The sequence below is a fragment of the Citrobacter sp. CK180 genome (assembly GCF_030333655.1).
Lineage (GTDB): Bacteria > Pseudomonadota > Gammaproteobacteria > Enterobacterales > Enterobacteriaceae > Citrobacter_B > Citrobacter_B koseri.
In genome coordinates this window covers 14295-41041 of the sequence record NZ_JAOWFM010000002.1, presented here as the reverse complement: position 1 = coordinate 41041, position 26747 = coordinate 14295, and the positions used below count along the sequence as shown (strand labels likewise).

The window sequence follows — 26747 nt, the reverse complement described above, 5'->3', positions numbered from 1 at the left end:
CTGCCGATCTCTCCAAAGAAAATCTTATCCCCAGCATTTTCCTCTGCCATTTCACGCTGAATGATATTTCTTCAGAGTGGCGACGCAAACGTTCATATTGCCGCAATAGTTTTTTTTGATATGTTGAAAGGCGGATACAAATCCACATACAACACATCAGTTTCGATAAAAAGACAGGGTCGGGGAAATGGCAAAGGTATCACTGGAGAAAGACAAGATTAAATTTCTGCTGGTTGAAGGTGTGCACCAAAAGGCACTCGAAAACCTTCGCGCGGCAGGTTATACCAACATCGAATTTCACAAAGGCGCTCTGGATACTGAGCAGTTGAAAGAGTCCATCCGTGATGCCCATTTCATTGGCCTGCGATCCCGAACCCATCTGACCGAAGATGTGATTGACGCCGCAGAGAAACTGGTGGCGATTGGATGTTTCTGCATCGGCACCAACCAAGTTGATCTGAGCGCAGCGGCAAAACGCGGAATCCCCGTGTTTAACGCGCCGTTCTCCAACACGCGTTCTGTTGCGGAGCTGGTGATTGGCGAGCTGCTGCTACTGCTTCGTGGCGTGCCGGAAGCGAACGCGAAAGCGCACCGTGGCGTGTGGAACAAACTGGCGGCCGGTTCGTTTGAAGCGCGCGGCAAAAAGCTGGGGATCATTGGTTACGGCCACATTGGCACGCAGTTGGGCATTCTGGCGGAATCGCTGGGCATGCACGTCTTCTTCTACGATATTGAAAACAAACTGCCGCTGGGCAACGCGACCCAGGTACAGCATCTTTCCGATCTGCTGAACATGAGCGACGTTGTGAGCCTGCATGTGCCGGAAAACGCCTCCACCAAAAACATGATGGGCGCGACGGAAATCGCACTGATGAAACCGGGCGCGCTGCTGATCAACGCGTCTCGCGGTACGGTGGTGGACATCCCGGCGCTGTGCGATGCGCTGGCGAGCAAACACCTGGCGGGCGCAGCTATCGACGTGTTCCCGACGGAACCTGCGACCAACAGCGATCCGTTTACTTCTCCGCTATGTGAATTCGACAATGTGCTTCTGACGCCGCATATCGGCGGCTCTACCCAGGAAGCGCAGGAGAACATCGGCCTTGAAGTGGCGGGCAAACTGACGAAGTATTCTGATAACGGCTCTACGCTATCTGCGGTGAACTTCCCGGAAGTCTCCCTGCCGCTGCACGGCGGTCGTCGTCTGATGCATATCCATGAAAATCGTCCGGGCGTGCTGACCGCGCTTAACCAGATTTTTGCCGAGCAGGGCGTTAACATCGCCGCGCAGTATCTGCAAACGTCTGCCCAGGTCGGTTACGTGGTGATTGATATCGAAGCGGATGAAGATGTGGCGGAGAAAGCCCTGCTGGCGATGAAAGCACTACCGGGTACGATTCGCGCTCGTCTGCTGTACTAATTTGTATACTGTGCCGGGTGGCGGCTATGCCTCACCCGGCCTGTGCGATCGGCTCGTAGGCCGGGTAAGCGTAGCGCCATCAGGCAATTCACTGCGGCCACTCCCACACTTTTGACGGCGTCACCACCGCAGGCAGCGGGATATCCCACTCTTCGACAGGCAACTTTTCCACTAACTGACAATCGTGCGCATAACCCACCGGTTGGATCTTATGCTGTCGCCAGTTCTGCAACGTTCTGTCGTAGAACCCGCCGCCCATTCCCAGACGCTGGCCGTCTTCGTCGAAAGCGACTAACGGTGTAACCAGCACATCTAACTGAGAGAGCGGCAGCACGTCACGCACGTCCAGCTTCGGTTCCTGAATTTTCAGACGATTCATCACCAGCGAGCTTTGCGGATGATAATGCAGAAACAGTAAATTGCCGGGGCTGAACGGATGGAGAACCGGTAAATACACGCGTTTTCCCGCGCGCCAGAGCTGCTCAATCAAGGATTGCGTGTCCAGCTCGCCATCGAATGAAAGAAACACCGCGACGGTGTGGGCAAGAACCACGGGAGGATAAGCAAGCATTCTGGTGGCGGCCTGTTGACCGAACGCGGTTTGCTGTTGAGACGTCAGCGTACGGCGACGTTGCCGAATCATCTGGCGGATTTCTTGTCGGGATAAAAGAAGTTCAGGAAGTTGCGTCATGGCTGTCGCCAGGTAGAAGGGGAATCTCCGAGATGCCGCCGCAGGCTGTAACCCTTGAACCCTTGGTTCAAGGTGAATGCGTCGTCACGGTTTTAAGGCTTCTCGGACTAGCCGAGCATGCTCACCAACCATGGAGCGCCACATTCTTGTGGTATGAAATATCGGCTCAGGGGACTGGCCCGCTTGCAAACATCTCAGAGAAATTTTGTCTTCACGGTCACTCTACCATAGTAAACCGAAAAGTGTTATTCAAAGTTTTGGCCCGTTTTTTCGGTTATGCGACCCTGATCAAGCAACGCCTGTTCAATGGTCTGTTGAAGCATCCGAATTCGTTGTTCCATGCTCGCCGCGTAGTCGCGGGTCTTCGCTTTTTCCTGAGTTAATTCATAGCTGATGTTCAATGCGGCAATGAAAACCAGCTGCTCAGTATTTGTGACTCTAGTGCGAACTTTTAGATCTTGCAACCGCTGATTCAGATCGTCCGCAGCCTGATTCAACGCATCCCTTTGTTCAGGCGGGCAATTCACGCGGAGTGAACGGCCAAAAATTTGGATATCGACGGGTTGTGCAGACATGCCACCTTCCTGCTGATTGACTGCGCTGCCTTCGCCTCCAGACCCTGGGTCGGCGAAGGGGCGACACTATAGCTACCCCGGTGTGAAGATACAAGCCCTTTTCTGGTTCACCAGGGTCCAAAGTGGTAGCATATCATGAATATCCTCCCTTTGATGACGAATGCTTATGTCTATACAGAACGAAATGCCTGGTTACAACGAAATGAACCAGTTTTTGAACCAACAGGGGACGGGGTTAACCCCGGCCGAAATGCACGGTTTGATCAGTGGGATGATTTGCGGCGGCAACAACGACAGCTCATGGCAGCCGCTGTTGCACGACCTGACGAACGAGGGGCTGGCCTTTGGTCACGAACTGGCGCAGGCGCTGCGTAAAATGCACGCGGCAACCAGCGACGCGCTGGAAGACGACGGCTTCCTTTTTCAGCTTTTTCTGCCTGAAGGCGACGACGTGAGCGTGTTCGATCGCGCTGATGCGCTGGCCGGCTGGGTTAATCACTTTTTACTGGGGCTTGGCGTCACGCAGCCTAAGCTGGATAAAGTGACCGGCGAAACCGGTGAAGCCATTGACGATCTGCGCAACATCGCCCAGCTCGGTTATGACGAAGACGAAGATCAGGAAGAGCTGGAGATGTCGCTCGAAGAGATCATCGAATATGTGCGGGTTGCGGCGCTGCTGTGCCACGACACCTTTACGCGTCAGCAGCCGACGGCGCCGGAAGTCCAGAAACCGACTCTGCACTAAGAACGTAAACGCAATGGAGAGTGTTATGAGCGATATATCTCAGCAGGAGTATCAGCGTCGCCGCCAGGCATTACTGGCGCAAATGCAGCCGGGCAGCGCCGCGTTGATTTTTGCAGCTCAGGAAGCCACGCGCAGCGCGGACAGTGAATATCCGTATCGCCAGAGCAGTGATTTCTGGTATTTCACCGGTTTTAACGAGCCGGAAGCGGTGCTGGTGCTGATTAAAAGTGATGACACTCATAACCACAGCGTTTTGTTTAACCGCGTTCGCGATCTGACGGCGGAGATCTGGTTTGGTCGCCGCCTGGGGCAGGACGCCGCGCCGGAAAAACTGGGCGTGGATCGCGCGCTGGCGTTCAGCGAAATCAACCAGCAGCTTTATCAGCTACTCAATGGCCTTGACGTGGTTTACCACGCGCAGGGCGAATATGCGTATGCCGACGAGATTGTTTTCGCCGCGCTGGATAAACTGCGTAAAGGTTCCCGACAGAACCTGACTGCACCGGCGACGATGACCGACTGGCGGCCAATGGTGCACGAGATGCGCCTGTTTAAATCGCCGGAAGAGATTGCCGTCATGCGTCGCGCGGGCGAGATCAGCGCGCTGGCGCATACCCGCGCAATGAAAAAATGCCGTCCGGGGATGTTCGAATATCAACTGGAAGGTGAAATTCACCACGAATTTAACCGTCACGGCGCGCGCTATCCGTCCTATAACACCATTGTCGGCAGCGGTGAGAACGGCTGCATCCTCCACTACACCGAAAATGAAAGCGAAATGCGCGACGGCGATCTGGTGTTGATCGACGCCGGATGCGAATACAAAGGTTATGCTGGCGACATTACGCGTACTTTCCCGGTGAACGGCAAATTTACGCCCGCCCAGCGCGAAATCTACGATATCGTGCTGGCGTCGCTGGAAACCAGCTTACGCCTGTTTCGTCCGGGAACGTCTATCCAGGAGGTCACGGGAGAAGTGGTGCGCATCATGATCGCGGGGCTGGTGAATCTGGGCATTTTGCAGGGTGACGTGGAGCAGTTGATCGCGGAAAACGCCCATCGTCCATTCTTTATGCATGGTCTTAGCCACTGGCTGGGGCTGGACGTACACGATGTCGGCGTTTACGGGCAGGATCGCTCCCGCGTGCTGGAGCCGGGTATGGTGCTCACCGTTGAACCGGGTCTGTACATTGCGCCGGACGCCGACGTGCCGGAAGCGTATCGCGGCATCGGCATCCGTATTGAAGATGACATTGTCATTACGGAAACGGGCAACGAAAACCTGACCGCCAGCGTAGTGAAAAAAGCGGACGATATTGAAGCCTTAATGGCGGCGGCGCGTCAGCTATGAGCGTGATTATTGTTGGCGGCGGTATGGTGGGCGCGACGCTGGCGCTGGCCCTTTCTCAGCTTAGCCACGGCAAACTGGCCGTGCACCTGATTGAAGCGAGCGCGCCTGAAGCCGCCGCGCATCCCGGGTTCGACGCCCGGGCGATCGCGCTGGCGGCAGGCACCTGTCAGCAACTGGCGCGGATTGGCGTCTGGCAGGCGATTGCTGATTGCGCAACGGCGATCAACACGGTACATGTCAGCGATCGCGGCCATGCCGGTTTTGTCACTCTGGACGCGCAGGATTACAGCATCGCTGCGTTGGGGCAGGTTGTGGAGCTGCATGATGTCGGTCAGCGACTGTTTGCGCTGTTGCGCAAAGCGCCGGGCGTGACGCTGCATTGCCCGGATCGCGTTGCCAGCGTGGCGCGAACGCAAGAAAAGGTGAATGTCACTCTGGAAAACGGTGACGTGATTTCTGGTCATGTCGTGGTGGCGGCCGACGGTACGCACTCCGCTCTGGCGACCGCCTGCGGCGTGGACTGGCAGCAGCAGCCTTATGAACAACTGGCGGTGATCGCCAACGTTGCGACCGCTATCGCGCATGACGGACGTGCGTTTGAACGCTTTACCCAACACGGCCCGCTGGCGATGTTGCCGATGTCCGAAGGTCGCTGTTCGCTGGTGTGGTGCCATCCGCTTGAACAGCGCGATGAGATCATGCGCTGGTCGGATGAACGTTTTTGCCATGAGCTACAGTCGGCGTTTGGCTGGCGGCTGGGACGAATCACCCATGCGGGTAAGCGCAGCGCTTATCCGTTAGCGCTCACCACGGCGGCCAAAGCGATAACCCATCGCACCGTGCTGGTCGGCAATGCGGCGCAGACGCTGCATCCTATCGCCGGGCAAGGGTTTAACCTGGGGCTGCGCGATGTGATGAGCCTTGCCGAAACGCTGGTGCAGGCGCATGAGTCTGGGGCGGACGTCGGCGAGTACGGCGTGCTTTCTGAGTACCAGTCGCGCCGTCAGGCTGACAGAGAGGCGACGGTTGGCATAACGGATAGCCTGGTGCATCTGTTTGCTAACCGCTGGGCGCCGCTGGTTGCCGGGCGCAACGTCGGCTTAATGGCGATGGAGTTATTGCCTCCCCTTCGCGACACGTTGGCAAAACGGACGTTGGGCTGGGTCGCACGATAATTCACCGGTAGGTCGGAATAAAGAAGTAGGCCTGATTAGCGCAGCGCCATCAGGCAATGCCGTGGAAGTAATGTAATGCCGGATAGTGGCTTTGCCTTATCCGGCCTACGGTTTTTGATTGTCCTATTTTCAGGAGTACACAGTGCAAAGTGTTGATGTAGCCATTGTTGGCGGAGGCATGGTAGGCCTGGCTGTCGCCTGCGGTTTGCAGGGCAGCGGTTTACGCGTTGCCGTTCTGGAACAGCGCGTTCCACAGCCGCTGGCGAGCGACGCTCCCCCGGCATTACGCGTGTCGGCTATCAATGCCGCCAGTGAAAAACTGCTTACGCGTCTTGGGGTCTGGTCAGACATTCTTGCTCGCCGCGCAAGCTGCTACCACGGTATGGAAGTCTGGGATAAAGACAGCTTTGGCCGCATCGAGTTTGATGACAAAAGCATGGGATACAGCCACTTGGGGCACATCATTGAAAATTCGGTGATCCACTACGCGCTATGGCAAAAGGCGCAGCAGTCAGCGGATATTACCCTGATGGCGCCGGCTGAATTGCAGCAGGTCGCCTGGGGAGAAAATGAAACCTTCCTGACCCTGAAAGATGGCGCGATGCTGACGGCAAGGCTGGTGATTGGCGCAGACGGCGCGAACTCCTGGCTGCGCAACAAAGCGGATATTCCGCTGACCTTCTGGGATTACCGTCATCATGCGCTGGTGGCGACCATCCGCACCGAAGAGGCGCACGGCGCCGTTGCGCGTCAGGCGTTTCATGGCGAAGGCATCTTGGCATTCCTGCCATTAAGCGATCCGCATCTGTGTTCCATTGTCTGGTCGCTGTCTCCGCAGGACGCTGAGCATATGCAGCAGGCGAGTGAGGATGCGTTCAACCGGGCGCTGAACGTCGCGTTTGATAACCGCCTCGGCTTATGCCGCGTTGAGAGCGAACGCCAGGTGTTCCCGCTGACGGGACGCTATGCGCGTCAGTTTGCCGCACACCGGCTGGCGCTGGTGGGCGACGCCGCACATACCATCCATCCGCTGGCGGGGCAGGGGGTGAACCTCGGCTTTATGGACGCCGCAGAGTTGATCGATGAACTCAAACGTCTGCAACGCCAGGGCAAAGACATTGGTCAATACCTCTATTTGCGTCGCTACGAGCGCAGCCGTAAGCACAGCGCCGCGATGATGCTGGCAGGTATGCAAGGTTTTCGCGAACTGTTTGCCGGAGAGAACCCGGCGAAGAAATTGCTGCGCGATATTGGTCTGAAACTGGCCGATACTCTTCCGGGCGTAAAACCGCAACTGATTCGTCAGGCGATGGGATTGAACGATCTGCCTGAGTGGCTCCGCTAAGCATTTCCCTCCTGCTTCTGAGAGTTTGAAACCCGTCACATTTTCCTCTCCCGGCCTTCGCGCCGGGACGCTTTCCTCATTTGAAATAATCTAATTTTACCTCTCTTTTCGCATTAGTTTTTTTAATATTACGATTTTCAACTATCGTCATTTTTGACATTTTTTCCACATTTAATATGGATATGTGCGGGATGGTTGCGTATTTTATTATCGTTTATGGAGGTTTTTTGTTTATTTCATGGTTTTTTATGCTGAGGCGGGTTTGGCGTTTTTTGGTCATAAGCTAATGTGATGGTTAATTTTGCCTTATGGTTTAGCGTCTGCTTCGGTGGTAAGTTCAGGTAAAAGAGAACGTTTGCGTCGAAGCCCTGGAGTGGCTGCGACGCCGGGTTTCGTGGCGAAGATTTCACCATGAAATGGTTGTAAGCCCCGCTTATTCAATGAGGACAAGATGGCTCAACAGACTCCTTTATACGAACAACACACGCTTTGTGGCGCGCGCATGGTGGATTTCCATGGCTGGATGATGCCGCTGCACTATGGTTCTCAACTTGATGAGCACCATGCAGTTCGCACTGATGCCGGTATGTTTGATGTGTCGCATATGACCATCGTCGATCTACGCGGCAGCCGCACCCGGGAGTTTTTGCGTTATCTGCTGGCGAATGACGTGGCGAAACTCACAAAGACCGGTAAAGCCCTCTACTCTGGTATGCTCAATGCCTCGGGCGGCGTGATAGATGACCTGATTGTCTATTACTTCACTGAAGATTTCTTCCGCCTCGTTGTAAACTCCGCCACCCGCGAAAAAGACCTCTCCTGGATTACCCAACACGCCGAACCTTACGCCATCGACATCACCGTTCGTGACGACCTGTCGCTGATTGCGGTACAGGGGCCGAATGCGCAGGCGAAAGCGGCCACGCTGTTTACTGAAGAACAGCGCAAGGCGGTGGAAGGCATGAAACCGTTCTTTGGCGTGCAGGCGGGCGATCTGTTTATTGCAACAACCGGTTATACCGGCGAAGCAGGCTATGAAATTGCGATGCCAAACGAAAAGGCGGCGGATTTCTGGCGTGCGCTGGTGGAATCCGGCGTGAAGCCGTGTGGCCTGGGCGCGCGCGATACGCTGCGTCTGGAAGCGGGTATGAACCTGTATGGTCAGGAGATGGATGAAGGTGTCTCTCCGCTGGCGGCGAACATGGGCTGGACCATCGCCTGGGAACCGGCCGATCGCGATTTTATTGGTCGCGAGGCGCTGGAAGTCCAGCGTGAAAAAGGCACCGAACAACTGGTGGGTCTGGTTATGACCGAGAAAGGCGTACTGCGTAATGAACTGCCGGTACGCTTTACCGATGCCCAGGGGAATCAGTTGGAAGGCATTATTACCAGCGGCACTTTCTCTCCGACGCTGGGCTACAGCATTGCGCTGGCGCGCGTTCCGGCGGGTATTGGCGAGACGGCGATCGTGCAGATCCGCAACCGCGAAATGCCAGTAAAAGTCACTAAACCTGTTTTTGTGCGTAACGGCAAAGCCGTCGCGTGATTCATCCTTTTTTGGAGATTTATTGATGAGCAACGTACCTGTAGAACTGAAATACAGCAAAGAACACGAATGGCTGCGCAAAGAAGCAGACGGTACTTACACGGTTGGCATCACGGAACACGCTCAGGAATTGCTGGGCGATATGGTTTTTGTCGATCTGCCAGACGTCGGCGCCACCGTTGCGGCGGGCGATGACTGCGCGGTAGCAGAATCGGTAAAAGCCGCTTCTGACATTTATGCGCCGGTGAGCGGTGAGATTGTGGCGGTAAACGACGCGCTCAGCGACTCCCCTGAACTGGTCAACAGCGAGCCGTATGCGGGTGGCTGGATCTTCAAAATCAAAGCCAGCGACGAAAGCGAAATCGACTCGCTGCTGGATGCAACCGCATACGAAGCATTGTTAGAAGACGAATAAATACGCTTCATCCTTCACGCAGCAGGTGTGTTGGCTTCCTCGCTCACCCCAGTCACTTACTTATGTAAGCTCCTGGGGGTTCTCTGCGTCGCCGCCGTCCTGCAACGTGAATGATTTTGCGTATTCGTTTTCGCACGCGTAGGCCCGGTAAGCGTTAGCGCCACCGGGCAATTGAGCCAGAGACAATCACGATTCACTGCACGTTTCAGGAACCATCGCCCATGACACAGACGCTAAGCCAGCTTGAAAACAGCGGCGCTTTCATTGAACGCCACATTGGACCGGACGCCGCACAGCAGCAAGAGATGCTGAATACCGTTGGCGCCGAGTCGTTAAACGCGCTGATCGGCCAGATTGTGCCGAAAGACATTCAGCTTGCCATGCCGCCGCAGGTAGGTGAAGCGGCGACGGAATACGCCGCGCTGGCCGAATTAAAAGCGATTGCCGGTCGCAACAAGCGCTTCACGTCTTACATTGGCATGGGTTATACCGCGGTGCAGCTGCCGCCGGTTATCCTGCGCAATATGCTGGAAAATCCGGGCTGGTACACTGCGTATACGCCTTATCAGCCGGAAGTTTCGCAGGGGCGTCTGGAAGCGCTGCTGAATTTCCAGCAGGTGACGCTGGATCTGACCGGGCTGGATATGGCCTCCGCTTCGTTGCTGGATGAAGCAACCGCTGCCGCAGAAGCGATGGCGATGGCAAAACGCATCAGCAAACTGAAAAACGCCAACCGTTTCTTTGTCGCCTCTGACGTTCACCCGCAAACGCTGGACGTCGTGCGCACCCGCGCGGAGACCTTCGGTTTTGATGTGATCGTCGATGACGCGGAAAAAGTGCTGGATCACCAGGATGTGTTCGGCGTGCTGTTGCAGCAGGTTGGCACCACCGGTGAAGTCCACGACTACAGCGCGCTGATTAGCGAACTGAAGTCACGTAAAGTTATCGTCAGCGTGGCCGCCGATTTTATGGCGCTGGTGCTGCTGACGGCGCCGGGTAAACAGGGCGCGGACATTGTGTTCGGCTCTGCGCAACGCTTCGGCGTACCGATGGGCTACGGCGGCCCACACGCGGCGTTCTTTGCCGCCAAAGATGAATTCAAACGTTCCATGCCGGGCCGTATTATCGGCGTATCGAAAGATGCGGCGGGCAATACCGCACTGCGCATGGCGATGCAGACTCGCGAACAGCATATCCGTCGCGAGAAAGCGAACTCCAATATTTGTACTTCGCAGGTGCTGCTGGCCAACATTGCCAGCCTGTATGCCGTTTATCACGGCCCGGTTGGGCTGAAGCGCATTGCTAATCGCATTCACCGCCTGACCGACATTCTGGCGGCGGGCCTGCAACAAAAAGGGCTGAAACTGCGCCATGCGCATTACTTCGACACCCTGTGCGTAGAGGTGGCCGATAAAGCCGCCGTCCTGGCGCGCGCGGAAGCCGCAGAGATCAACCTGCGCAGCGACATCCACAACGCTGTCGGCATCACGCTGGATGAAACGACAACCCGCGAAAACGTGCTGCAACTGTTCTCTGTACTGCTGGGTGACGACCACGGTCTGAACATTGATACGCTGGATAAAGACGTGGCGCACGATAGCCGCTCTATCCAGGAGAGTATGCTGCGTGATGACGCGATCCTGACGCATCCGGTGTTCAACCGTTACCACAGCGAAACGGAGATGATGCGCTACATGCACTCGCTGGAGTGTAAAGATCTGGCGCTGAACCAGGCAATGATCCCGCTGGGTTCCTGTACCATGAAGCTGAACGCGGCGGCGGAGATGATCCCCATCACCTGGCCGGAATTTGCGGAACTGCATCCGTTCTGCCCGGCAGATCAGGCGGAAGGGTATCATCAGATGATCAACCAGCTTTCTGACTGGCTGGTGAAACTGACGGGCTATGATGCCGTGTGTATGCAGCCGAACTCCGGCGCGCAGGGCGAATACGCGGGCCTGTTGGCGATTCGTCATTATCACGAAAGTCGCAACGACGGTCATCGCGATATCTGTCTGATCCCGGCCTCCGCTCACGGCACCAACCCGGCTTCCGCACAGATGGCGGGTATGCAGGTGGTGGTGGTCGCATGCGATAAGAACGGCAACATCGATCTGGCGGATCTGCGCGCTAAAGCCGAGCAGGCGGGTGACAATCTCTCCTGCATCATGGTGACTTACCCATCCACCCACGGCGTGTACGAAGAAACCATTCGTGAAGTGTGCGAGATCGTGCATCAGTTCGGCGGCCAGGTATACCTCGATGGCGCAAACATGAACGCGCAGGTTGGCATTACCTCTCCGGGCTTCATCGGCGCGGATGTTTCACACCTCAACCTGCATAAAACCTTCTGCATTCCGCACGGCGGCGGCGGCCCGGGTATGGGGCCGATTGGCGTGAAATCACATCTGGCACCGTTTGTTCCGGGTCACAGCGTGGTGCAGATCGAAGGGATGCTGACCCGTCAGGGCGCGGTGTCCGCCGCACCGTTCGGCAGCGCATCCATTCTGCCGATCAGCTGGATGTACATCCGCATGATGGGCGCGGAAGGGCTGAAGCAGGCGAGCCAGGTGGCGATTCTGAACGCCAACTATATCGCCAGCCGCCTGAAAGACGCGTATCCGGTGCTGTATACCGGTCGCGATGGCCGCGTGGCGCACGAGTGTATTCTCGACATCCGCCCGCTGAAAGAAGAAACCGGCATCAGCGAACTGGATATTGCCAAGCGTTTGATCGACTACGGTTTCCACGCGCCGACCATGTCGTTCCCGGTGGCGGGAACGTTGATGGTTGAACCGACGGAATCTGAAAGCAAGATGGAGCTGGATCGCTTTATCAATGCGATGCTGGCGATTCGTGCGGAAATCGATCGCGTGAAAGCCGGTGAGTGGCCGCTGGAGGATAACCCGCTGGTTAACGCGCCGCACACGCAGAATGAGCTGGTCGCGGAGTGGAACCACGGATACAGCCGTGAAGTCGCGGTGTTCCCGGCGGGGGTAGCGAACAAGTACTGGCCGACCGTGAAACGCCTTGATGACGTTTACGGCGACCGTAACCTGTTCTGCTCCTGCGTACCGATGAGCGAATATCAGTAATCTCTCTGCCATGCTGTAGGCCGGGTAAGCGCAAGCGCTACCCGGCTTTTTTTTATTCGGAGACAGAACTTGTAGGCCGGATAAGGTATTAGCCGCCATCCGGCAAAAAATTACAGCTTCTCGCCGTTGCTGGCGATAACCTCTTTATACCAGGTAAAACTTTTCTTCCGCGAGCGCGACATATCGCCGCTGCCGTCGTCATGCTTGTTCACGTAAATAAAACCGTAACGTTTGCTGTATTGTCCGGTCGTGAATGACACGCAGTCGATGCAGCCCCACGGCGTATAGCCCATCAGATCCACGCCATCATACGTCACCGCTTTCATCATCTCTTCTACGTGAGCACGCAGATAGTCGATACGGTAATCGTCGTTGATGCTGCCGTCTTCTTCCACTTTGTCGTAGGCGCCAAACCCATTTTCCACAATAAACAGCGGTTTCTGATAGCGTTCATACAGCTCGCACAGGGAATAACGCAGGCCGACCGGGTCAATCTGCCAGCCCCAGTCGGAAGCTTTGACGTGCGGATTCGGCACGCTGCCCTCGAAGCCGGAAATGGCATCGCCGCTACCGCCTTCTGCTTTTACTGCGTTAGTCATGTAATAGCTGAAGCCAAGGTAATCGCAGGTGCCTTCGCGCAGAATCTCCGCGTCGCCAGCGTCCATGTTGATGTTAAAGCCGCGACGTTCCCATTCGTTCAGTACGTAAGACGGGTAGTAGCCGCGTAGCTGAACGTCGGTAAACACATAGCGCTCACGCATGGATTCCTGCGCGAACATGACATCTTCCGGCTTACAGGAAAACGGATAGAGCGCGACCATCGCCAGCATACAGCCGACCTTCATCTCCGGGTTGATGCGGCGTGCCGCCTTTACCGCCAGCGCGCTGGCGACGAACTGGTGATGCAGCACCTGATACATGGTTTCTTCCGGGTTTTCATGCTCGGTATACACCACGCCGGAACAGCAGTAGCCAAACAGCGGCGCGCGCCAGTTGCGCTGGTTGTTGATCTCGTTGAAGGTCATCCAGTATTTGACTTTGTGCTTGTAGCGCTCAAATACCACCTCCGCGAAGCGGACGAAGAAATCCACCACTTTACGGTTGGTCCAGCCGCCGTATTGCTGTACCAGATGCAGCGGCATTTCAAAGTGGGAGAGGGTGATGACCGGTTCGATGTTGTATCTGAGCAACTCATCGAACATATCATCGTAGAATTTCAGCCCTTCTTCGTTCGGCTGTGTCTCGTCACCCTGCGGGAAAATGCGGGTCCAGGCGATGGAGGTGCGAAAGCATTTAAAACCCATCTCGGCGAACAGCTTAATGTCTTCTTTATAGTGACCGTAAAAATCGACCGCTTCATGGTTCGGATAATATTTACCCGCTACGACTTGTCGGGTGATTTCACGCGGTACGCCATGCGCTCCGCCGGTCAGCACATCACAGATGCTCGGCCCTTTGCCGCCTTTGTTCCAGCCGCCTTCAACCTGATGAGCGGCAACTGCGCCGCCCCATAAGAAATCTTTTGGTAAGGTGAGTTTTTTCATTGTTGCTCAATCTCAAATTAATACAATCTGGTTTTGAGTCTAACAAAGGAAGGCAAAAAGTCACGATATAACAAAATAGCGCTGGTGTAATTTGTTACGTCCAAAAAACAACTTGTTTTTTTACGCTAATTTTTTCGCCAGCTTACGGCCTAATGATTCAAGAATATAGATAACGGGGATCTGCGTTGTAATATCATAAACGCCAGCAATACGGGTTTGTGGTACATGCCAGGAGAGATTAAAGTCAGCCAGCTTTGCCAGCGCCGAGTGTTCATGGCTGGTAATCGACAGCACTTTGCAGTTGTGCAGGCTGAACTGGCTGGCAAAACGCAGGATCTCCGCAGTCTCTCCCGATACTGAAAGCACAATCGCCAGCGCGTTTTTTGCCATATCGTTGGTGACCGGAAAATAAGGATCGTCAATATGATTACTGAATTTCCCGACGTTAGAGAAAAAACGTGCGCCATATTTTGCCAGCGCGCCGGAGGTTCCTGTGCCGACAAATATAATACGTTCGGAAGATAAAATGATATCGACAGCCTGATCGAGTAATTTATCAAACTCATCGTTATTGACGCTTTTAAAGAAACTGATAATTTCGCTGGCGCCAAAATTAGCCTGTTGCGGCTCATCCTGCTCTAAATATAATTTAAAGCGCACGCGGAATTCAGAGTAGCCGTCACAGTGAAGTTTGCGACAAAAGCGCAGTACGGTGGTGGTGGAAACGCCCACGGCATCAGCCAGTTCGCGAATGGTCATGTACATGACTTTGTCACGGTTTTTGATGACATAGTTGTAGACCAGCATCTCAAGATTGTTGAGACTGGCGATGGCAGCGTGGGAGAACATACTCACAATGGCAAAACTCACTCATCAGACTTCATCTACAGGGAATAATAACATGCAGCCAAATGACATCACTTTTTTTCAGCGTTTCCAGGATGACATTCTGGCCGGACGCAAAACTATCACCATTCGTGACGAGTCCGAATCACACTTCAAAGCCGGGGATATTCTACGGGTTGGACGCTTCGAAGATGAGGGTTACTTCTGCACAATTGAGGTTGTTGGCACCTCAACCGTCACGCTGGAGACGCTGACGGAAAAACATGCCCGGCAGGAAAACATGACGCTTGAAGAACTTAAACATGTGATTGCCGGGATTTACCCGGATCAGACGCAATTTTATGTGATTGATTTTAAATGCCTTTGATTTTAATGAACAACTGTTAGTTGAAAAGTAAGTTTCAACATCATGATTTAAAAAGATTAATCTTAAGTTGATATTTATTTTAGCTAACAGGTGTTCACTGGAACCATTCTCAGTTACGCTAGGAACGCTATCACGATTGTGAACGTTCTTTGGAGTAAGCTATGGTGCAGAAACCATTAATCGCACAGGGATATTCGCTGGCAGAGGAAATTGCCAATAGCATCAGCCACGGTATTGGGTTGATGTTTGGTATTGTCGGTCTGGTGCTGTTACTGGTTCAGGCGGTAGACGCGAATGCCAGTGCAACGGCCATTACCAGCTACAGCCTGTACGGCGGCAGCATGATCCTGCTGTTTCTTGCTTCAACCCTCTACCACGCGATTCCGCATCAGCGGGCGAAGATCTGGCTGAAAAAATTCGACCACTGCGCTATCTATCTGCTGATTGCCGGAACCTATACGCCGTTTTTGCTGGTGGGGCTGGATTCGCCGCTGGCGCGTGGGCTGATGATTGTCATCTGGAGCCTGGCGCTGCTCGGTATTTTATTCAAGCTGACTATTGCCCACCGGTTTAAGGTTCTCTCGCTGGTAACGTATTTAACGATGGGGTGGCTGTCGCTGATTGTGGTTTATCAACTGGCGATCAAACTGGCGGCGGGAGGCGTGACGCTGCTGGCGGTCGGCGGCGTGGTCTATTCGCTAGGCGTGATTTTCTACGTCTGCAAACGCATTCCCTATAACCATGCAATCTGGCACGGGTTCGTGCTGGGCGGCAGCGTGTGCCACTTTCTGGCGATCTATCTGTACGTAGGGCAGGTCTGACACACTGTTGCCGGATGGCGGCTACGCCTTATCCGGCCTACGAGGGATGGGGCCTGAAACCCAACTGCCGGATGGCGGCTAATACCTTATCCGGCCTACATGGCGCACTGAACCGTAGGCCTGATAAGCGCAGCGCCATCAGGCGTTATTCTTTTCACTCTTCCAGCGAATAGGGCAGCGGTACGATGTGCAGGGTATTCGCATCATCGCGTACGCGAAATACGCTGTCAGCTTCCATATCGTTGTTCATGACCACCTGCACCAGAACCTGGCCGTCATCCAGTTGCACTGCCGCAAGAACGGTGCCGGTACGACGCCAGTTCTCACCCATCTGCAACTCCAGATCTTCTCCGGCTTCCGGTACGCGGCTGGCTTTACCCGCCAGAGACCAGAGCGCGCGTTTGTTCGCACCGCGGAATTTTGCCCGGGCGACCATCTCCTGCCCGCTGTAGCAGCCTTTCTTAAAGCTGATACCGCCCAGCGCCTGTAGGTTGGTTGCCTGCGGTATAAATTGCCCGCTGTTCGCGGAGTCAATGACCGGAATGCCCGCTTCAATATCCAGCGCCAGCCACTGCTGGCTGTTGTTCAGCGCCGCTTCGCCACGCAGTTTTTCAGTCAGGGATTCAGCCGTGGCGACATCCGTAATCAACAGAAAACGTTCCGCCGGATGTTCAAACCAAAGCAGGGTAGACGCCCCTTCGCTCACGACCTGTTTTTCGCTGTTCGGTAACTCGCTAAAGATATTCGCCAGCGCTGCGCGAGCCTGAAAACCAGCGATACCGAGCAGAACACGCTCATCGTCAGGCGTGATCGCGACTTTAGAGAACACGGCGTATTTTTTCAGCTCGGTCAGTTGGGCCTCGCGCAGAGTACGGCGTTCAATCCAGGCAAAACCGTCGCCGTCGCGGAACAGACGCAGGTTGCTCCACATCTTCCCTTTTGCATCGCAATGGGCGACCAGTAAGTGTTGCTGTTCGGTAAGCTGGTTGACGTCCGCTGTGACCTGACCTTGCATATACTTCTCGCTGTCGGCGCCGGTGATCGAGGCCAGCGCCCAGTCATCGAGAGTGATCAGCGTCAGAGGCAAACGGGCTGACGCGGACGGTTGACGAGGAGGAAAAGGTGTAAAAGCCATAATAATGTCCTGATTTGCTTAACGCAGTAATAGTGACTAATGGTAAAAGAGCTATAGCCCATTGCAAGCGGTTTAAACATCCCATTTGTGCCTTATCGCCCGCTTTGCGAGGCGCGATGCAAAATCGATGAACCCTTTGACTTAATGTGGTTTTATTTGCCGATCATGCTTCCGTTTATGGAGATTCCCGTAAAAGAACATGAAAAACACGTTACAATAGCCGGGTACTTCATTTTCGCGAGACAGGAAGAAGAACATGGATATTAATAACAAAGCACGTATTCATTGGGCATGCCGTCGCGGTATGCGTGAGCTCGACATTTCCATCATGCCGTTTTTCGAACATGAGTACGATAACTTAAGCGATGAAGAAAAATGCATCTTTGTTCGTTTGCTGGAATGCGACGATCCTGATTTATTTAACTGGTTGATGAACCACGGTAAACCGGGTGATGCAGAGCTGGAACAAATGGTGAAACTCATCCAGACACGGAATCGGGAACGTGGTCCTGTGGCAATCTGATTTACGCGTCTCCTGGCGCGCACAATGGCTCTCTTTGCTCATTCATGGGCTTGTCGCCGCATTGGTTTTATTGATGCCCTGGCCATTGAGCTACACGCCGCTCTGGCTGATATTGCTTTCGCTGGTGGTGTTCGACTGTGTGCGCAGTCAGCGGCGGATTAATACCCGGCAGGGCGAAATTAAACTGCTGATGGATGGGCGTTTACGTTGGCAAGGGCAAGACTGGACGATTCAGGGCCCGCCCTGGATGCTTAAAACTGGCATGATGCTGCGTTTGCGCGCCGACAGCGGGAAGCGTCAGCACTTGTGGCTGGCGGCAGACAGCATGGATGACGCCGAGTGGCGGGATTTACGGCGGTTAATGTTGCAACAGGCGACGCAGGGGTAACGCTGACGAAGGCCTGATGGCGCGCAGCTTTAAGGCCTACGGTTCGGTGCGCCATGCAGGCCGGACAGGGCGTTCACGCCGCTATCCGGCAAAACGGTCAGCAGGAATAGTGCTCTGCCATCTCACCGAGAATTTGCTCGCACCAGGCCTGGATGCGCTCATCGCTGAGATCGTACTGGTTGGTTTCATCCAGCGCCAGGCCGACAAAAAGTTGCCCATCGGCAATGACCGGTTTCGGGCTGGTGAACTCATAGCCTTCGGTAGGCCAGTAGCCGACAAATTTAACGCCTTTGGTGACAAGTTTGTCATGCAGCATACCCAGCGCATCCAGGAACCACTCGCCGTAGCCCAACTGGTCACCCATGCCGTAGAGCGCGACAATTTTGCCTTCCAGCTTGAGATCGTCCAGTTGATTCCAGACGGCTTCCCAGTCTTCCTGTATTTCACCAAAATCCCAGGTCGGAATGCCTAAAATGAGCACATCGTACTGCTCCATTAAGGTCGGAGAGTCATCCTTGAGGTTGTGTAATGTGACCAGTTCCGGGCCAATAATGTCGCGAATTTTTTCCGCTGCCATTTCGGTATAGCAGGTGCTGGAACCATAAAAAAGGCCGATATTCATGACGTACTGCTCTCGATTCTTGCGATGACGATGCGGCTAGTGTACCAGAAAGGCGTCGGCTTCAGGCATAATGGCGTTGATTTAACACGCAGAGGGGCCCGAGATGGATAAGGATCTGGCGCGTATCGAGCAGTTTCTCGATGCCCTGTGGCTGGAGCGTAATCTGGCGGAAAATACGCTGAGCGCGTATCGGCGCGACTTGTCGATGGTGGTCGAATGGTTGCATCATCGTGGAAAAACGCTGGCGACGGTGCAGAGCGATGATTTACAAACGCTGCTGGCGGAACGTATGGATGGCGGGTATAAAGCCACCAGTTCCGCACGGTTGTTGAGCGCCACGCGGCGCTTCTTTCAGCATCTGTACCGTGAAAAATTTCGTGAGGACGATCCGAGCGCGCAGCTCGCGTCGCCCAAACTTCCGCAGCGTTTGCCAAAAGATCTCAGCGAAGCACAAGTTGAGAGATTATTACAGTCGCCAGTTGTTGACCAACCGCTGGAATTACGCGACAAAGCAATGCTGGAAGTGCTGTATGCGACGGGCCTGCGCGTTTCTGAGCTGATCGGGCTGACCATGAGCGATATCAGCCTGCGCCAGGGCGTCGTGCGGGTTATCGGTAAAGGCAATAAAGAACGTCTGGTGCCGTTGGGCGAAGAGGCGGTGTACTGGCTGGAGACGTATCTGGAGCACGGGCGCCCGTGGCTGTTGAACGGCGTGTCGATTGACGTTTTATTTCCCAGCCAGCGGGCGCAACAAATGACGCGTCAGACCTTCTGGCACCGCATTAAACACTATGCCGTGCTGGCGGGAATCGACAGCGAAAAGCTGTCGCCGCACGTTTTGCGTCACGCTTTCGCCACCCATTTGCTGAATCATGGCGCTGACTTACGCGTTGTACAGATGCTGCTTGGGCATAGCGATCTCTCGACCACACAAATTTATACTCATGTCGCAACGGAGCGCTTGCGTCAACTTCATCAACAGCATCACCCGCGAGCGTGAGTGCTGACAGGAAAGGATAGGTTATGAAAAAACGTTTTATGATGTTCACCCTGCTGGCGGCGGCATTTTCGGGAATGGTCCATGCGGACGATGCAGCCATTCGCCAGTCGCTGACTAAGCTGGGCGTGCAGAGCACGGAAATTCAGCCCGCGCCGGTTGCAGGCATGAAAACCGTGCTGACCAACAGCGGTGTGCTGTACGTCACCGACGATGGTAAGCATATTATTCAGGGGCCGATGTATGACGTCAGCGGCGCGTCGCCGGTAAATGTCACCAATCAGTTGCTGATGAAACACCTGAATGCGCTGGAAAAAGAGATGATTGTTTACAAAGCGCCGCAGGAAAAACATGTCATCACCATCTTTACCGATATCACCTGCGGCTACTGTCACAAGCTGCATGAAGAGATGAAAGACTATAACGCGCTGGGGATTACCGTGCGTTATCTGGCCTTCCCGCGCCAGGGGCTGGAAAGCCAGGCCGAGCAGGATATGAAGTCCATCTGGTGCGCGAAAGACCGAAACAAAGCCTTTGATGAGGCGATGGCGGGCAAAGGCGTGAAAGCCGCCACCTGCGATATCGATATCGCCAATCATTATGCGCTGGGCGTGCAGTTCGGCGTGAGCGGCACGCCAGCGATTGTGCTGAGCAACGGCTATGTGGTGCCTGGCTATCAGGGGCCGAAAGAGATGAAGGCGTTCCTTGACGCGCACCAGAAACAGACCAGCGGTAAATAATTCGCGTGAAACAACAGATACAACTTCGTCGGCGTGAGGCCGACGAGACAGCTGAGCTGCCAGCCGACCTGCCGCCGCTGCTGCGCCGTTTATACGCCAGCCGGGGCGTACGCAGCGCGCAGGAGCTGGAGCGCAGCGTAAAAGGGATGCTGCCGTGGCAGCAGCTTAGCGGCGTCGAAAAGGCGGTTGAGATCCTCTATAACGCGTTTCGCGAGGGGACTCGCATCGTCGTCGTGGGCGATTTTGACGCGGATGGAGCCACCAGTACGGCGCTTAGCGTCCTCGGTATGCGTTCGCTGGGCTGTAACAATATCAGCTACCTGGTGCCAAACCGTTTTGAAGACGGCTACGGATTAAGCCCGGAAGTGGTCGTTCAGGCGCATGCCCACGGCGCGCAGCTGATTGTGACGGTGGATAACGGTATCTCTTCTCATGCCGGTGTGGAACATGCCAGAGCGTTGGGGATTCCGGTGGTGGTGACCGATCACCACCTGCCGGGCGATACGCTACCTGACGCAGAAGCCATCATTAACCCGAATTTGCGAGATTGCGATTTCCCGTCGAAGTCGCTGGCAGGCGTTGGCGTGGCGTTCTATCTGATGCTGGCGCTGCGCACTTTCCTGCGTGATAAAGGCTGGTTTGATGAGCGTGGCATTACGCCGCCGAATCTGGCGGAATTGCTCGACCTGGTCGCGTTAGGCACGGTGGCGGACGTGGTGCCGCTGGACGCCAATAACCGCATCCTGACGTGGCAGGGGTTGAGCCGTATCCGCGCCGGAAAATGTCGCCCAGGCATTAAGGCGCTGCTTGAGGTGTCGAACCGCGATCCGCAGAAGCTGGCAGCCAGCGATTTAGGCTTTGCGCTGGGGCCGCGTCTGAATGCCGCAGGGCGGCTGGATGATATGTCCGTCGGGGTGGCGTTGCTGCTGTGCGATAACATCGGCGAAGCGCGGGTGCTGGCGAATGAACTGGATGCGCTGAACCAGACGCGTAAAGAGATCGAACAGGGGATGCAGGCGGAAGCGCTGACCCTGTGCGAGAAACTGGAACGCAGCCGTGAAACGCTGCCTGGCGGCCTGGCGATGTACCATCCAGAATGGCATCAGGGCGTGGTCGGCATTCTGGCTTCGCGCATTAAAGAGCGCTTCCATCGCCCGGTGATTGCCTTTGCGCCCGCCGGTGACGGTACGCTGAAAGGTTCCGGTCGTTCCATTCAGGGGCTGCATATGCGCGATGCGCTGGAGCGTCTGGATACGCTGTATCCGGGGATGATGCTCAAATTCGGCGGCCATGCGATGGCGGCAGGATTGTCGCTGGAAGAGGCGCAGTTTGAACATTTCCAGCAGCGTTTTGGCGAGCTGGTGACCGAATGGCTCGACCCATCTCTGCTACAGGGCGAAGTGGTTTCTGATGGCCCGCTGAGCGTGGCTGAGATGACGATGGAAGTGGCGCAACTGCTGCGTGACGCAGGGCCGTGGGGGCAGATGTTCCCGGAACCGCTGTTTGACGGACGTTTTCGCCTGTTGCAGCAGCGGCTGGTCGGCGAACGCCACCTGAAAGTGATGGTCGAACCGGTTGGCGGCGGCCCGCTGCTGGACGGCATTGCGTTTAACGTTGATACCGCCTGCTGGCCGGATAACGGCGTACGCGAAGTTCAGCTTGCCTATAAGCTGGATATCAACGAGTTTCGCGGCAACCGTAGCCTACAGCTGATCATTGATCACCTCTGGCCAAATTGACAACAGTATATTGTATATTAATGAGAGCGCGAATCCGGTAGAATTCCGCTCTTATCACTGCATTTTGACTAGTCCAATAAAAGAAATCAGACCATGTTTGAAATTAACCCGGTAAATAACCGCATTCAGGACCTCACGGAACGCTCTGACGTTCTTAGGGGGTATCTTTGACTACGATGCCAAGAAAGAGCGTCTGGAAGAAGTAAACGCCGAGCTGGAACAGCCGGATGTCTGGAACGACCCCGAACGCGCGCAGGCGCTGGGCAAAGAGCGTTCCTCCCTTGAAGCGATTGTCGACACCCTCGACCAAATGACTCAGGGTCTGGAAGATGTTTCCGGGCTGCTGGAGCTGGCTGTAGAAGCCGACGACGAAGAAACCTTTAACGAAGCCGTAGCTGAACTCGATACGCTGGAAGAAAAGCTGGCGCAGCTGGAATTCCGTCGTATGTTCTCCGGTGAGTATGACAGCGCGGATTGCTACCTCGATATTCAGGCAGGTTCCGGCGGTACTGAAGCGCAGGACTGGGCAAGCATGCTGGAGCGTATGTATCTGCGCTGGGCAGAAGCGCGCGGCTTTAAAACCGAAATTATTGAAGAGTCTGAAGGTGAAGTCGCGGGGATCAAATCCGTCACCATCAAGATTTCCGGCGAATACGCCTATGGCTGGCTGCGTACCGAAACCGGCGTTCATCGCCTGGTGCGTAAGAGCCCGTTCGATTCCGGCGGCCGTCGTCATACCTCGTTCAGCTCCGCGTTCGTCTACCCGGAAGTTGACGATGATATTGATATCGAGATCAACCCGGCAGACCTGCGTATCGACGTTTATCGCGCATCCGGCGCGGGCGGTCAGCACGTTAACCGTACAGAATCTGCGGTACGTATTACGCACATCCCGACCGGGATTGTGACGCAGTGCCAGAACGACCGTTCCCAGCACAAAAACAAAGACCAGGCCATGAAGCAGATGAAAGCGAAGCTTTATGAACTGGAGATGCAGAAGAAAAATGCCGAGAAACAGGCGATGGAAGATAACAAATCCGACATCGGCTGGGGCAGCCAGATTCGTTCTTATGTCCTTGATGACTCCCGCATTAAAGACTTGCGTACCGGGGTTGAGACCCGCAACACGCAGGCGGTGCTGGATGGCAGCCTGGATCAATTTATTGAAGCAAGTTTGAAAGCAGGGTTATGAGGAACCAACATGTCTGAACAACACGCACAGGGCGCTGACGCGGTAACCGATCTTAACAACGAACTGAAAACGCGCCGCGAGAAGCTGGCTAGCCTGCGCGAGCAGGGTATCCCGTTCCCGAATGATTTCCGTCGCGATCACACCTCAGACCAACTGCACGCTGACTTCGACGCGAAAGAGAACGAAGAACTGGAAGCGCTGAACATCGAAGTGTCCGTTGCGGGCCGTATGATGACCCGTCGTATTATGGGTAAAGCGTCTTTCGTTACGTTGCAGGATGTCGGCGGCCGTATTCAGCTGTACGTTGCCCGTGACGATCTGCCGGAAGGCGTTTACAACGAGCAGTTCAAAAAATGGGATCTGGGCGATATCCTCGGCGCGAAAGGGAAGCTGTTCAAGACCAAAACCGGTGAGCTGTCCATCCACTGCACCGAACTGCGTCTGCTGACCAAAGCGCTGCGTCCGCTGCCGGATAAATTCCACGGCTTGCAGGATCAGGAAGCGCGCTATCGCCAGCGTTACCTGGATCTCATCTCTAACGATGAATCCCGTAACACCTTTAAAGTCCGTTCACAGATTATGGCGGGTATTCGTCAATTCATGGTGGGCCGCGGCTTTATGGAAGTGGAAACTCCGATGATGCAGGTGATTCCTGGCGGTGCGGCAGCTCGTCCGTTTATCACCCATCACAACGCGCTGGATCTGGACATGTACCTGCGTATCGCGCCGGAACTGTACCTGAAGCGTCTGGTGGTTGGCGGCTTCGAGCGTGTGTTCGAAATCAACCGTAACTTCCGTAACGAAGGGATCTCCGTTCGTCATAACCCAGAGTTCACCATGATGGAACTCTATATGGCGTATGCGGACTATAAAGACCTGATCGAACTGACCGAATCGCTGTTCCGTACGCTGGCGCAGGATATCCTGGGCAAAACTGAAGTGCCTTACGGCGATGAAGTGTTCGACTTCGGCAAGCCGTTCGAAAAACTGACCATGCGCGAGGCTATCAAGAAATACCGTCCTGAAACGGATATGGCCGATCTGGATAACTTCGACTCCGCCAAAGCGATCGCTGAATCTATCGGCATCAAGGTTGAGAAAAGCTGGGGTCTGGGCCGCATCGTAACTGAGATCTTCGAAGAAGTGGCGGAAGCGCACCTGATTCAGCCGACCTTCATCACCGAATATCCGGCAGAGGTTTCTCCGCTGGCGCGCCGTAACGACGTGAACCCGGAAATCACCGACCGCTTTGAATTCTTCATCGGCGGCCGTGAAATCGGTAACGGCTTTAGCGAGCTGAACGATGCAGAAGATCAGGCGCAGCGTTTCCAGGATCAGGTTAACGCGAAAGAAGCCGGTGACGACGAAGCGATGTTCTACGACGAAGACTACGTTACCGCTCTGGAGCACGGCCTGCCGCCGACAGCGGGTCTGGGAATTGGTATCGACCGTATGGTAATGCTGTTCACCAACAGCCACACCATCCGCGACGTGATTCTGTTCCCGGCGATGCGTCCGGTAAAATAAGACGTGAGATGCCGGATGGCGGCTTCGCCTTATCCGGCCTACGATTTGCACCTCTGTAGGCCCGGTAAGCGTAGCGCCATCGGGCATAAAGCCGGATGGTGGCTTCGCCTTATCCGGCCTACGTTTTGCACCTCTGTAGGCCCGGTAAGCGTAGCGCCACCGGGCACAAAGCCGGATGGCGGCTTTGCCTTATCCGGCCTACGTTTTGCACCTCTGTAGGCCCGGTAAGCGCAGCGCCACCGGGCACAAAGCCAGTAAATTAACCCTGGCTGTACTCCCGCAACAACTCACGCGCCTTGTCGTCAGACGTCTGCAACACCATCCACGGACTGAACGCCCACGGCGCCGCGCTCAATGCTTGCAGTACGGTTTCCAGGCCGCTCCACTGGTAATCCATCACTTCATCCGGGTTTACCTGTAGCGCACTGGTCACCTGCGCGGCGTATACCGGACAGACCTCATTTTCCACGATGCCATTCGGGTCAGTTGCCCGATAGCGAAAATCTGGATAGACGGGCGTCAGGTTGGTAATTTCGACGCCAAGCTCAAAACGGCTGCGTCGGATAATTGCTGCTTCAGTGCTTTCTCCCTGCTGTGGGTGTCCGCATACTGAGTTGGTCCAGACTCCCGGCCACGCTTTTTTACTGAGCGAGCGGCGAGTGACCAGCAATTGCCCCTGCGTGTTAAACAACCAGCATGAGAAGGCGAGATGTAAAAGGGTATCAGAGGTATGAGCCGCATATTTCTCCAGTATGCCGTCAGGATTACCCTGCTCATCCAGCAATATGACATGTTCCCCGGTCATAAAAACTCCTGAATATGAAAATAGCCGCATACTGCTGCAAGCCATATACTCTGGCAACTAGCGTAGTCTATATAGGGTGGAAAGGCATTACCAAAAGTAGCGGTGGCAAGAAGGAGATATCGTGACACCGATGGCAATACATTGGGCATCTGGCTTTTGGCTGCTATGATAAGGCGTTTGAAATGTTGCGAGGAATAGTTTTGAGTGCAGGACGCCTGAACAACAAGAGCCTGAGTATTGTGATGCTGCTTTGTGCAGGCTTGCTTTTAGCGGGCTGCTCCAGCAATCAATCTTCTGATTCGGGTTCCGTCTATACCGTTAAGCGGGGAGATACGCTCTACCGCATTTCGCGCACGACGGGAACCAGCGTGAAAGAACTTGCCCGCCTGAACGGTATTTCCCCGCCTTACACCATTGAGGTAGGGCAAAAACTGAAACTGGGCGGCGGGGCGAAGCGTTCTGGTTCATCGCGTGCGACCACGGCGAAATCCTCTACGAAAACGGCGGCAGTCAGACCGTCCTCTTCTGTGCCGCAATCTTCCTGGCCTCCGGTAGGGCAACGTTGCTGGCGCTGGCCTGCCAGCGGCAAAGTCATTTTGCCTTATTCAACGGCGGAAGGCGGCAACAAAGGCATTGATATTTCCGCCGCGCGCGGTACGCCGATTTATGCGGCAGGGGCAGGGAAGGTGGTCTATGTCGGCAACCAGTTACGCGGTTACGGGAACCTCATCATGATTAAACATAATGAGGATTACATCACCGCTTATGCCCACAACGACACGCTGTTAGTTAACAACGGGCAGAGCGTGAAAGCCGGGCAGAAAATCGCCACAATGGGGAGCACTGATGCGGATTCCGTTCGCTTGCACTTCCAGATTCGCTACCGCGCAACAGCGATTGATCCTCTGCGTTATTTACCGCCGCAGGGGAGCAAACCAAAATGCTGACGGTGAATTAATCGCCAGTCAGTGAGCAAGTACCTTGTCAATAAGAGCGTAAGGTTTATAATGCCTTACGCATCTCGAAGCGGGCGTAGTTCAATGGTAGAACGAGAGCTTCCCAAGCTCTATACGAGGGTTCGATTCCCTTCGCCCGCTCCAGCTTCAAGTTTCCTGAACTCCGCATTCAACTCCCAACAGGATT

Annotated in this window: 25 protein-coding genes, 1 tRNA gene and 1 other RNA gene; 19 read left to right on the top strand and 8 right to left on the bottom strand. The window is 54.9% G+C overall.

What is annotated here, in order from left to right; genetic code table 11:
- Window positions 1-187 precede the first annotated feature (187 nt).
- A complete protein-coding gene (gene serA / locus OGV50_RS00210; RefSeq protein ID WP_047461397.1) occupies window positions 188-1420 on the top strand; it encodes a phosphoglycerate dehydrogenase in 1233 nt (410 codons plus the stop codon).
- 88 nt (window positions 1421-1508) lie between these two features.
- Here the strand turns inward: serA and OGV50_RS00205 are convergent, their stop codons facing one another.
- The 3 genes from OGV50_RS00205 to zapA form a co-directional block, all read right to left on the bottom strand.
- A complete protein-coding gene (locus OGV50_RS00205) occupies window positions 1509-2111 on the bottom strand; it encodes a 5-formyltetrahydrofolate cyclo-ligase (RefSeq protein ID WP_200092700.1) in 603 nt (200 codons plus the stop codon).
- A gap of 20 nt (window positions 2112-2131) precedes the next feature.
- A non-coding RNA gene (gene ssrS, locus OGV50_RS00200) (6S RNA) lies at window positions 2132-2315 on the bottom strand.
- A 41-nt stretch (window positions 2316-2356) separates the two neighbouring features.
- Window positions 2357-2686: a cell division protein ZapA gene (zapA, locus tag OGV50_RS00195; protein WP_006686880.1), complete on the bottom strand. Its 330-nt coding sequence runs from the start codon at window positions 2684-2686 to the stop codon at window positions 2357-2359.
- Between the two features lie 166 nt (window positions 2687-2852).
- On the opposite strand from zapA, the gene ygfB reads away from it, so the two are divergent.
- The 7 genes from ygfB to gcvP all read left to right on the top strand — a co-directional run bounded on the left by ygfB (window position 2853) and on the right by gcvP (window position 12358).
- Window positions 2853-3431, top strand: coding sequence for a UPF0149 family protein YgfB (ygfB, locus tag OGV50_RS00190; protein ID WP_123907426.1), 579 nt, complete (start codon window positions 2853-2855; stop codon window positions 3429-3431).
- A gap of 25 nt (window positions 3432-3456) precedes the next feature.
- On the top strand, window positions 3457-4782 hold the full coding sequence (gene pepP / locus OGV50_RS00185) for a Xaa-Pro aminopeptidase (protein ID WP_049008277.1): 1326 nt from the start codon (window positions 3457-3459) through the stop codon (window positions 4780-4782).
- Window positions 4779-5957 (top strand): 2-octaprenyl-6-methoxyphenyl hydroxylase, encoded by a 1179-nt coding sequence (gene ubiH / locus OGV50_RS00180; protein WP_049008276.1) that lies wholly within the window; start codon window positions 4779-4781, stop codon window positions 5955-5957. The genes pepP and ubiH overlap by 4 nt, the downstream gene beginning before the upstream one ends.
- Before the next feature lie 142 nt (window positions 5958-6099).
- Window positions 6100-7302 carry an FAD-dependent 2-octaprenylphenol hydroxylase gene (ubiI, locus tag OGV50_RS00175; RefSeq protein WP_047461414.1) on the top strand — a complete coding sequence of 401 codons (1203 nt, stop codon included), beginning with the start codon at window positions 6100-6102 and terminating at the stop codon, window positions 7300-7302.
- Window positions 7303-7753: 451 nt separating this feature from the next.
- Complete coding sequence (gcvT, locus tag OGV50_RS00170) at window positions 7754-8848, top strand: glycine cleavage system aminomethyltransferase GcvT (RefSeq protein WP_110493846.1); 1095 nt, start codon at window positions 7754-7756, stop codon at window positions 8846-8848.
- 25 nt (window positions 8849-8873) lie between these two features.
- Window positions 8874-9263: a glycine cleavage system protein GcvH gene (gene gcvH, locus OGV50_RS00165; RefSeq protein WP_012135010.1), complete on the top strand. Its 390-nt coding sequence runs from the start codon at window positions 8874-8876 to the stop codon at window positions 9261-9263.
- Window positions 9264-9484: 221 nt separating this feature from the next.
- Window positions 9485-12358, top strand: a complete 2874-nt coding sequence (gene gcvP, locus OGV50_RS00160; protein ID WP_286488209.1) for an aminomethyl-transferring glycine dehydrogenase — start codon at window positions 9485-9487, stop codon at window positions 12356-12358.
- A gap of 110 nt (window positions 12359-12468) precedes the next feature.
- On the opposite strand, the gene bglA is transcribed toward gcvP, so the two are convergent.
- Together bglA and OGV50_RS00150 are read right to left on the bottom strand one after the other, a co-directional pair.
- Window positions 12469-13902, bottom strand: coding sequence for a 6-phospho-beta-glucosidase BglA (bglA, locus tag OGV50_RS00155; RefSeq protein ID WP_012135007.1), 1434 nt, complete (start codon window positions 13900-13902; stop codon window positions 12469-12471).
- Window positions 13903-14022: 120 nt separating this feature from the next.
- Window positions 14023-14751, bottom strand: a complete 729-nt coding sequence (locus OGV50_RS00150) for a MurR/RpiR family transcriptional regulator (protein ID WP_286488215.1) — start codon at window positions 14749-14751, stop codon at window positions 14023-14025.
- A 52-nt stretch (window positions 14752-14803) separates the two neighbouring features.
- On the opposite strand from OGV50_RS00150, the gene yqfB reads away from it, so the two are divergent.
- Together yqfB and trhA are read left to right on the top strand one after the other, a co-directional pair.
- Window positions 14804-15115: a N(4)-acetylcytidine aminohydrolase gene (yqfB, locus tag OGV50_RS00145; RefSeq protein ID WP_114848307.1), complete on the top strand. Its 312-nt coding sequence runs from the start codon at window positions 14804-14806 to the stop codon at window positions 15113-15115.
- Between the two features lie 161 nt (window positions 15116-15276).
- A complete protein-coding gene (gene trhA, locus OGV50_RS00140; protein WP_200092702.1) occupies window positions 15277-15936 on the top strand; it encodes a PAQR family membrane homeostasis protein TrhA in 660 nt (219 codons plus the stop codon).
- 154 nt (window positions 15937-16090) lie between these two features.
- Here trhA and ygfZ read toward each other — a convergent pair whose 3' ends face one another.
- Window positions 16091-17071, bottom strand: a complete 981-nt coding sequence (gene ygfZ, locus OGV50_RS00135) for a tRNA-modifying protein YgfZ (RefSeq protein ID WP_200092703.1) — start codon at window positions 17069-17071, stop codon at window positions 16091-16093.
- 256 nt (window positions 17072-17327) lie between these two features.
- On the opposite strand from ygfZ, the gene sdhE reads away from it, so the two are divergent.
- Both sdhE and OGV50_RS00125 read left to right on the top strand, forming a co-directional pair.
- On the top strand, window positions 17328-17594 hold the full coding sequence (gene sdhE, locus OGV50_RS00130) for an FAD assembly factor SdhE (RefSeq protein ID WP_024130922.1): 267 nt from the start codon (window positions 17328-17330) through the stop codon (window positions 17592-17594).
- Window positions 17575-17982: a protein YgfX gene (locus OGV50_RS00125; protein WP_024130921.1), complete on the top strand. Its 408-nt coding sequence runs from the start codon at window positions 17575-17577 to the stop codon at window positions 17980-17982. The genes sdhE and OGV50_RS00125 overlap by 20 nt, the downstream gene beginning before the upstream one ends.
- A 97-nt stretch (window positions 17983-18079) precedes the next feature.
- Here OGV50_RS00125 and fldB read toward each other — a convergent pair whose 3' ends face one another.
- Complete coding sequence (gene fldB / locus OGV50_RS00120) at window positions 18080-18604, bottom strand: flavodoxin FldB (RefSeq protein WP_012134999.1); 525 nt, start codon at window positions 18602-18604, stop codon at window positions 18080-18082.
- Between the two features lie 103 nt (window positions 18605-18707).
- Between fldB and xerD the strand changes: the two genes are divergently transcribed.
- The 5 genes from xerD (at window position 18708) to lysS (ending at window position 24799) form a co-directional block, all read left to right on the top strand.
- Window positions 18708-19604 carry a site-specific tyrosine recombinase XerD gene (gene xerD / locus OGV50_RS00115; RefSeq protein WP_200092704.1) on the top strand — a complete coding sequence of 299 codons (897 nt, stop codon included), beginning with the start codon at window positions 18708-18710 and terminating at the stop codon, window positions 19602-19604.
- 23 nt (window positions 19605-19627) lie between these two features.
- The gene (gene dsbC, locus OGV50_RS00110; RefSeq protein WP_012134997.1) at window positions 19628-20341 is read left to right on the top strand and encodes a bifunctional protein-disulfide isomerase/oxidoreductase DsbC; all 714 of its coding nucleotides are present in this window, start codon (window positions 19628-19630) and stop codon (window positions 20339-20341) included.
- Between the two features lie 5 nt (window positions 20342-20346).
- Window positions 20347-22080, top strand: coding sequence for a single-stranded-DNA-specific exonuclease RecJ (recJ, locus tag OGV50_RS00105; protein WP_200092705.1), 1734 nt, complete (start codon window positions 20347-20349; stop codon window positions 22078-22080).
- A gap of 93 nt (window positions 22081-22173) precedes the next feature.
- Window positions 22174-23272, top strand: a protein-coding gene (gene prfB / locus OGV50_RS00100) for a peptide chain release factor 2 (protein WP_114647219.1) whose coding sequence is annotated in 2 segments (ribosomal slippage) — window positions 22174-22248 and window positions 22250-23272 — 1098 coding nt in all. Because the reading frame shifts where the segments join, the coding sequence is not laid out codon by codon here.
- Window positions 23273-23281: 9 nt separating this feature from the next.
- Window positions 23282-24799: a lysine--tRNA ligase gene (gene lysS / locus OGV50_RS00095; RefSeq protein WP_012134993.1), complete on the top strand. Its 1518-nt coding sequence runs from the start codon at window positions 23282-23284 to the stop codon at window positions 24797-24799.
- Between the two features lie 259 nt (window positions 24800-25058).
- Here lysS and idi read toward each other — a convergent pair whose 3' ends face one another.
- A complete protein-coding gene (gene idi, locus OGV50_RS00090; RefSeq protein ID WP_112001578.1) occupies window positions 25059-25604 on the bottom strand; it encodes an isopentenyl-diphosphate Delta-isomerase in 546 nt (181 codons plus the stop codon).
- Between the two features lie 200 nt (window positions 25605-25804).
- Between idi and actS the strand changes: the two genes are divergently transcribed.
- The gene (actS, locus tag OGV50_RS00085) at window positions 25805-26551 is read left to right on the top strand and encodes an amidase activator ActS (protein WP_058668057.1); all 747 of its coding nucleotides are present in this window, start codon (window positions 25805-25807) and stop codon (window positions 26549-26551) included.
- A 79-nt stretch (window positions 26552-26630) separates the two neighbouring features.
- A tRNA-Gly gene (locus tag OGV50_RS00080) sits at window positions 26631-26704 on the top strand.
- The last annotated feature ends 43 nt before the right edge of the window (window positions 26705-26747 follow it).

Bases quoted from the DNA above. Each gene is read 5' to 3' on its own strand.
- fldB (WP_012134999.1), bottom strand. From the start codon at position 18,604: ATGAATATCGGCCTTTTTTATGGTTCCAGCACCTGCTATACCGAAATG.
- gcvP (WP_286488209.1), top strand. From the start codon at position 9,485: ATGACACAGACGCTAAGCCAGCTTGAAAACAGCGGCGCTTTCATTGAA.
- gcvH (WP_012135010.1), top strand. From the start codon at position 8,874: ATGAGCAACGTACCTGTAGAACTGAAATACAGCAAAGAACACGAATGG.
- ygfZ (WP_200092703.1), bottom strand. From the start codon at position 17,071: ATGGCTTTTACACCTTTTCCTCCTCGTCAACCGTCCGCGTCAGCCCGT.
- OGV50_RS00205 (WP_200092700.1), bottom strand. From the start codon at position 2,111: ATGACGCAACTTCCTGAACTTCTTTTATCCCGACAAGAAATCCGCCAG.
- OGV50_RS00150 (WP_286488215.1), bottom strand. From the start codon at position 14,751: ATGTTCTCCCACGCTGCCATCGCCAGTCTCAACAATCTTGAGATGCTG.
- ygfB (WP_123907426.1), top strand. From the start codon at position 2,853: ATGTCTATACAGAACGAAATGCCTGGTTACAACGAAATGAACCAGTTT.
- gcvT (WP_110493846.1), top strand. From the start codon at position 7,754: ATGGCTCAACAGACTCCTTTATACGAACAACACACGCTTTGTGGCGCG.
- serA (WP_047461397.1), top strand. From the start codon at position 188: ATGGCAAAGGTATCACTGGAGAAAGACAAGATTAAATTTCTGCTGGTT.
- idi (WP_112001578.1), bottom strand. From the start codon at position 25,604: ATGACCGGGGAACATGTCATATTGCTGGATGAGCAGGGTAATCCTGAC.
- dsbC (WP_012134997.1), top strand. From the start codon at position 19,628: ATGAAAAAACGTTTTATGATGTTCACCCTGCTGGCGGCGGCATTTTCG.
- xerD (WP_200092704.1), top strand. From the start codon at position 18,708: ATGGATAAGGATCTGGCGCGTATCGAGCAGTTTCTCGATGCCCTGTGG.
- ubiH (WP_049008276.1), top strand. From the start codon at position 4,779: ATGAGCGTGATTATTGTTGGCGGCGGTATGGTGGGCGCGACGCTGGCG.
- pepP (WP_049008277.1), top strand. From the start codon at position 3,457: ATGAGCGATATATCTCAGCAGGAGTATCAGCGTCGCCGCCAGGCATTA.
- bglA (WP_012135007.1), bottom strand. From the start codon at position 13,902: ATGAAAAAACTCACCTTACCAAAAGATTTCTTATGGGGCGGCGCAGTT.
- sdhE (WP_024130922.1), top strand. From the start codon at position 17,328: ATGGATATTAATAACAAAGCACGTATTCATTGGGCATGCCGTCGCGGT.
- trhA (WP_200092702.1), top strand. From the start codon at position 15,277: ATGGTGCAGAAACCATTAATCGCACAGGGATATTCGCTGGCAGAGGAA.
- zapA (WP_006686880.1), bottom strand. From the start codon at position 2,686: ATGTCTGCACAACCCGTCGATATCCAAATTTTTGGCCGTTCACTCCGC.
- yqfB (WP_114848307.1), top strand. From the start codon at position 14,804: ATGCAGCCAAATGACATCACTTTTTTTCAGCGTTTCCAGGATGACATT.
- lysS (WP_012134993.1), top strand. From the start codon at position 23,282: ATGTCTGAACAACACGCACAGGGCGCTGACGCGGTAACCGATCTTAAC.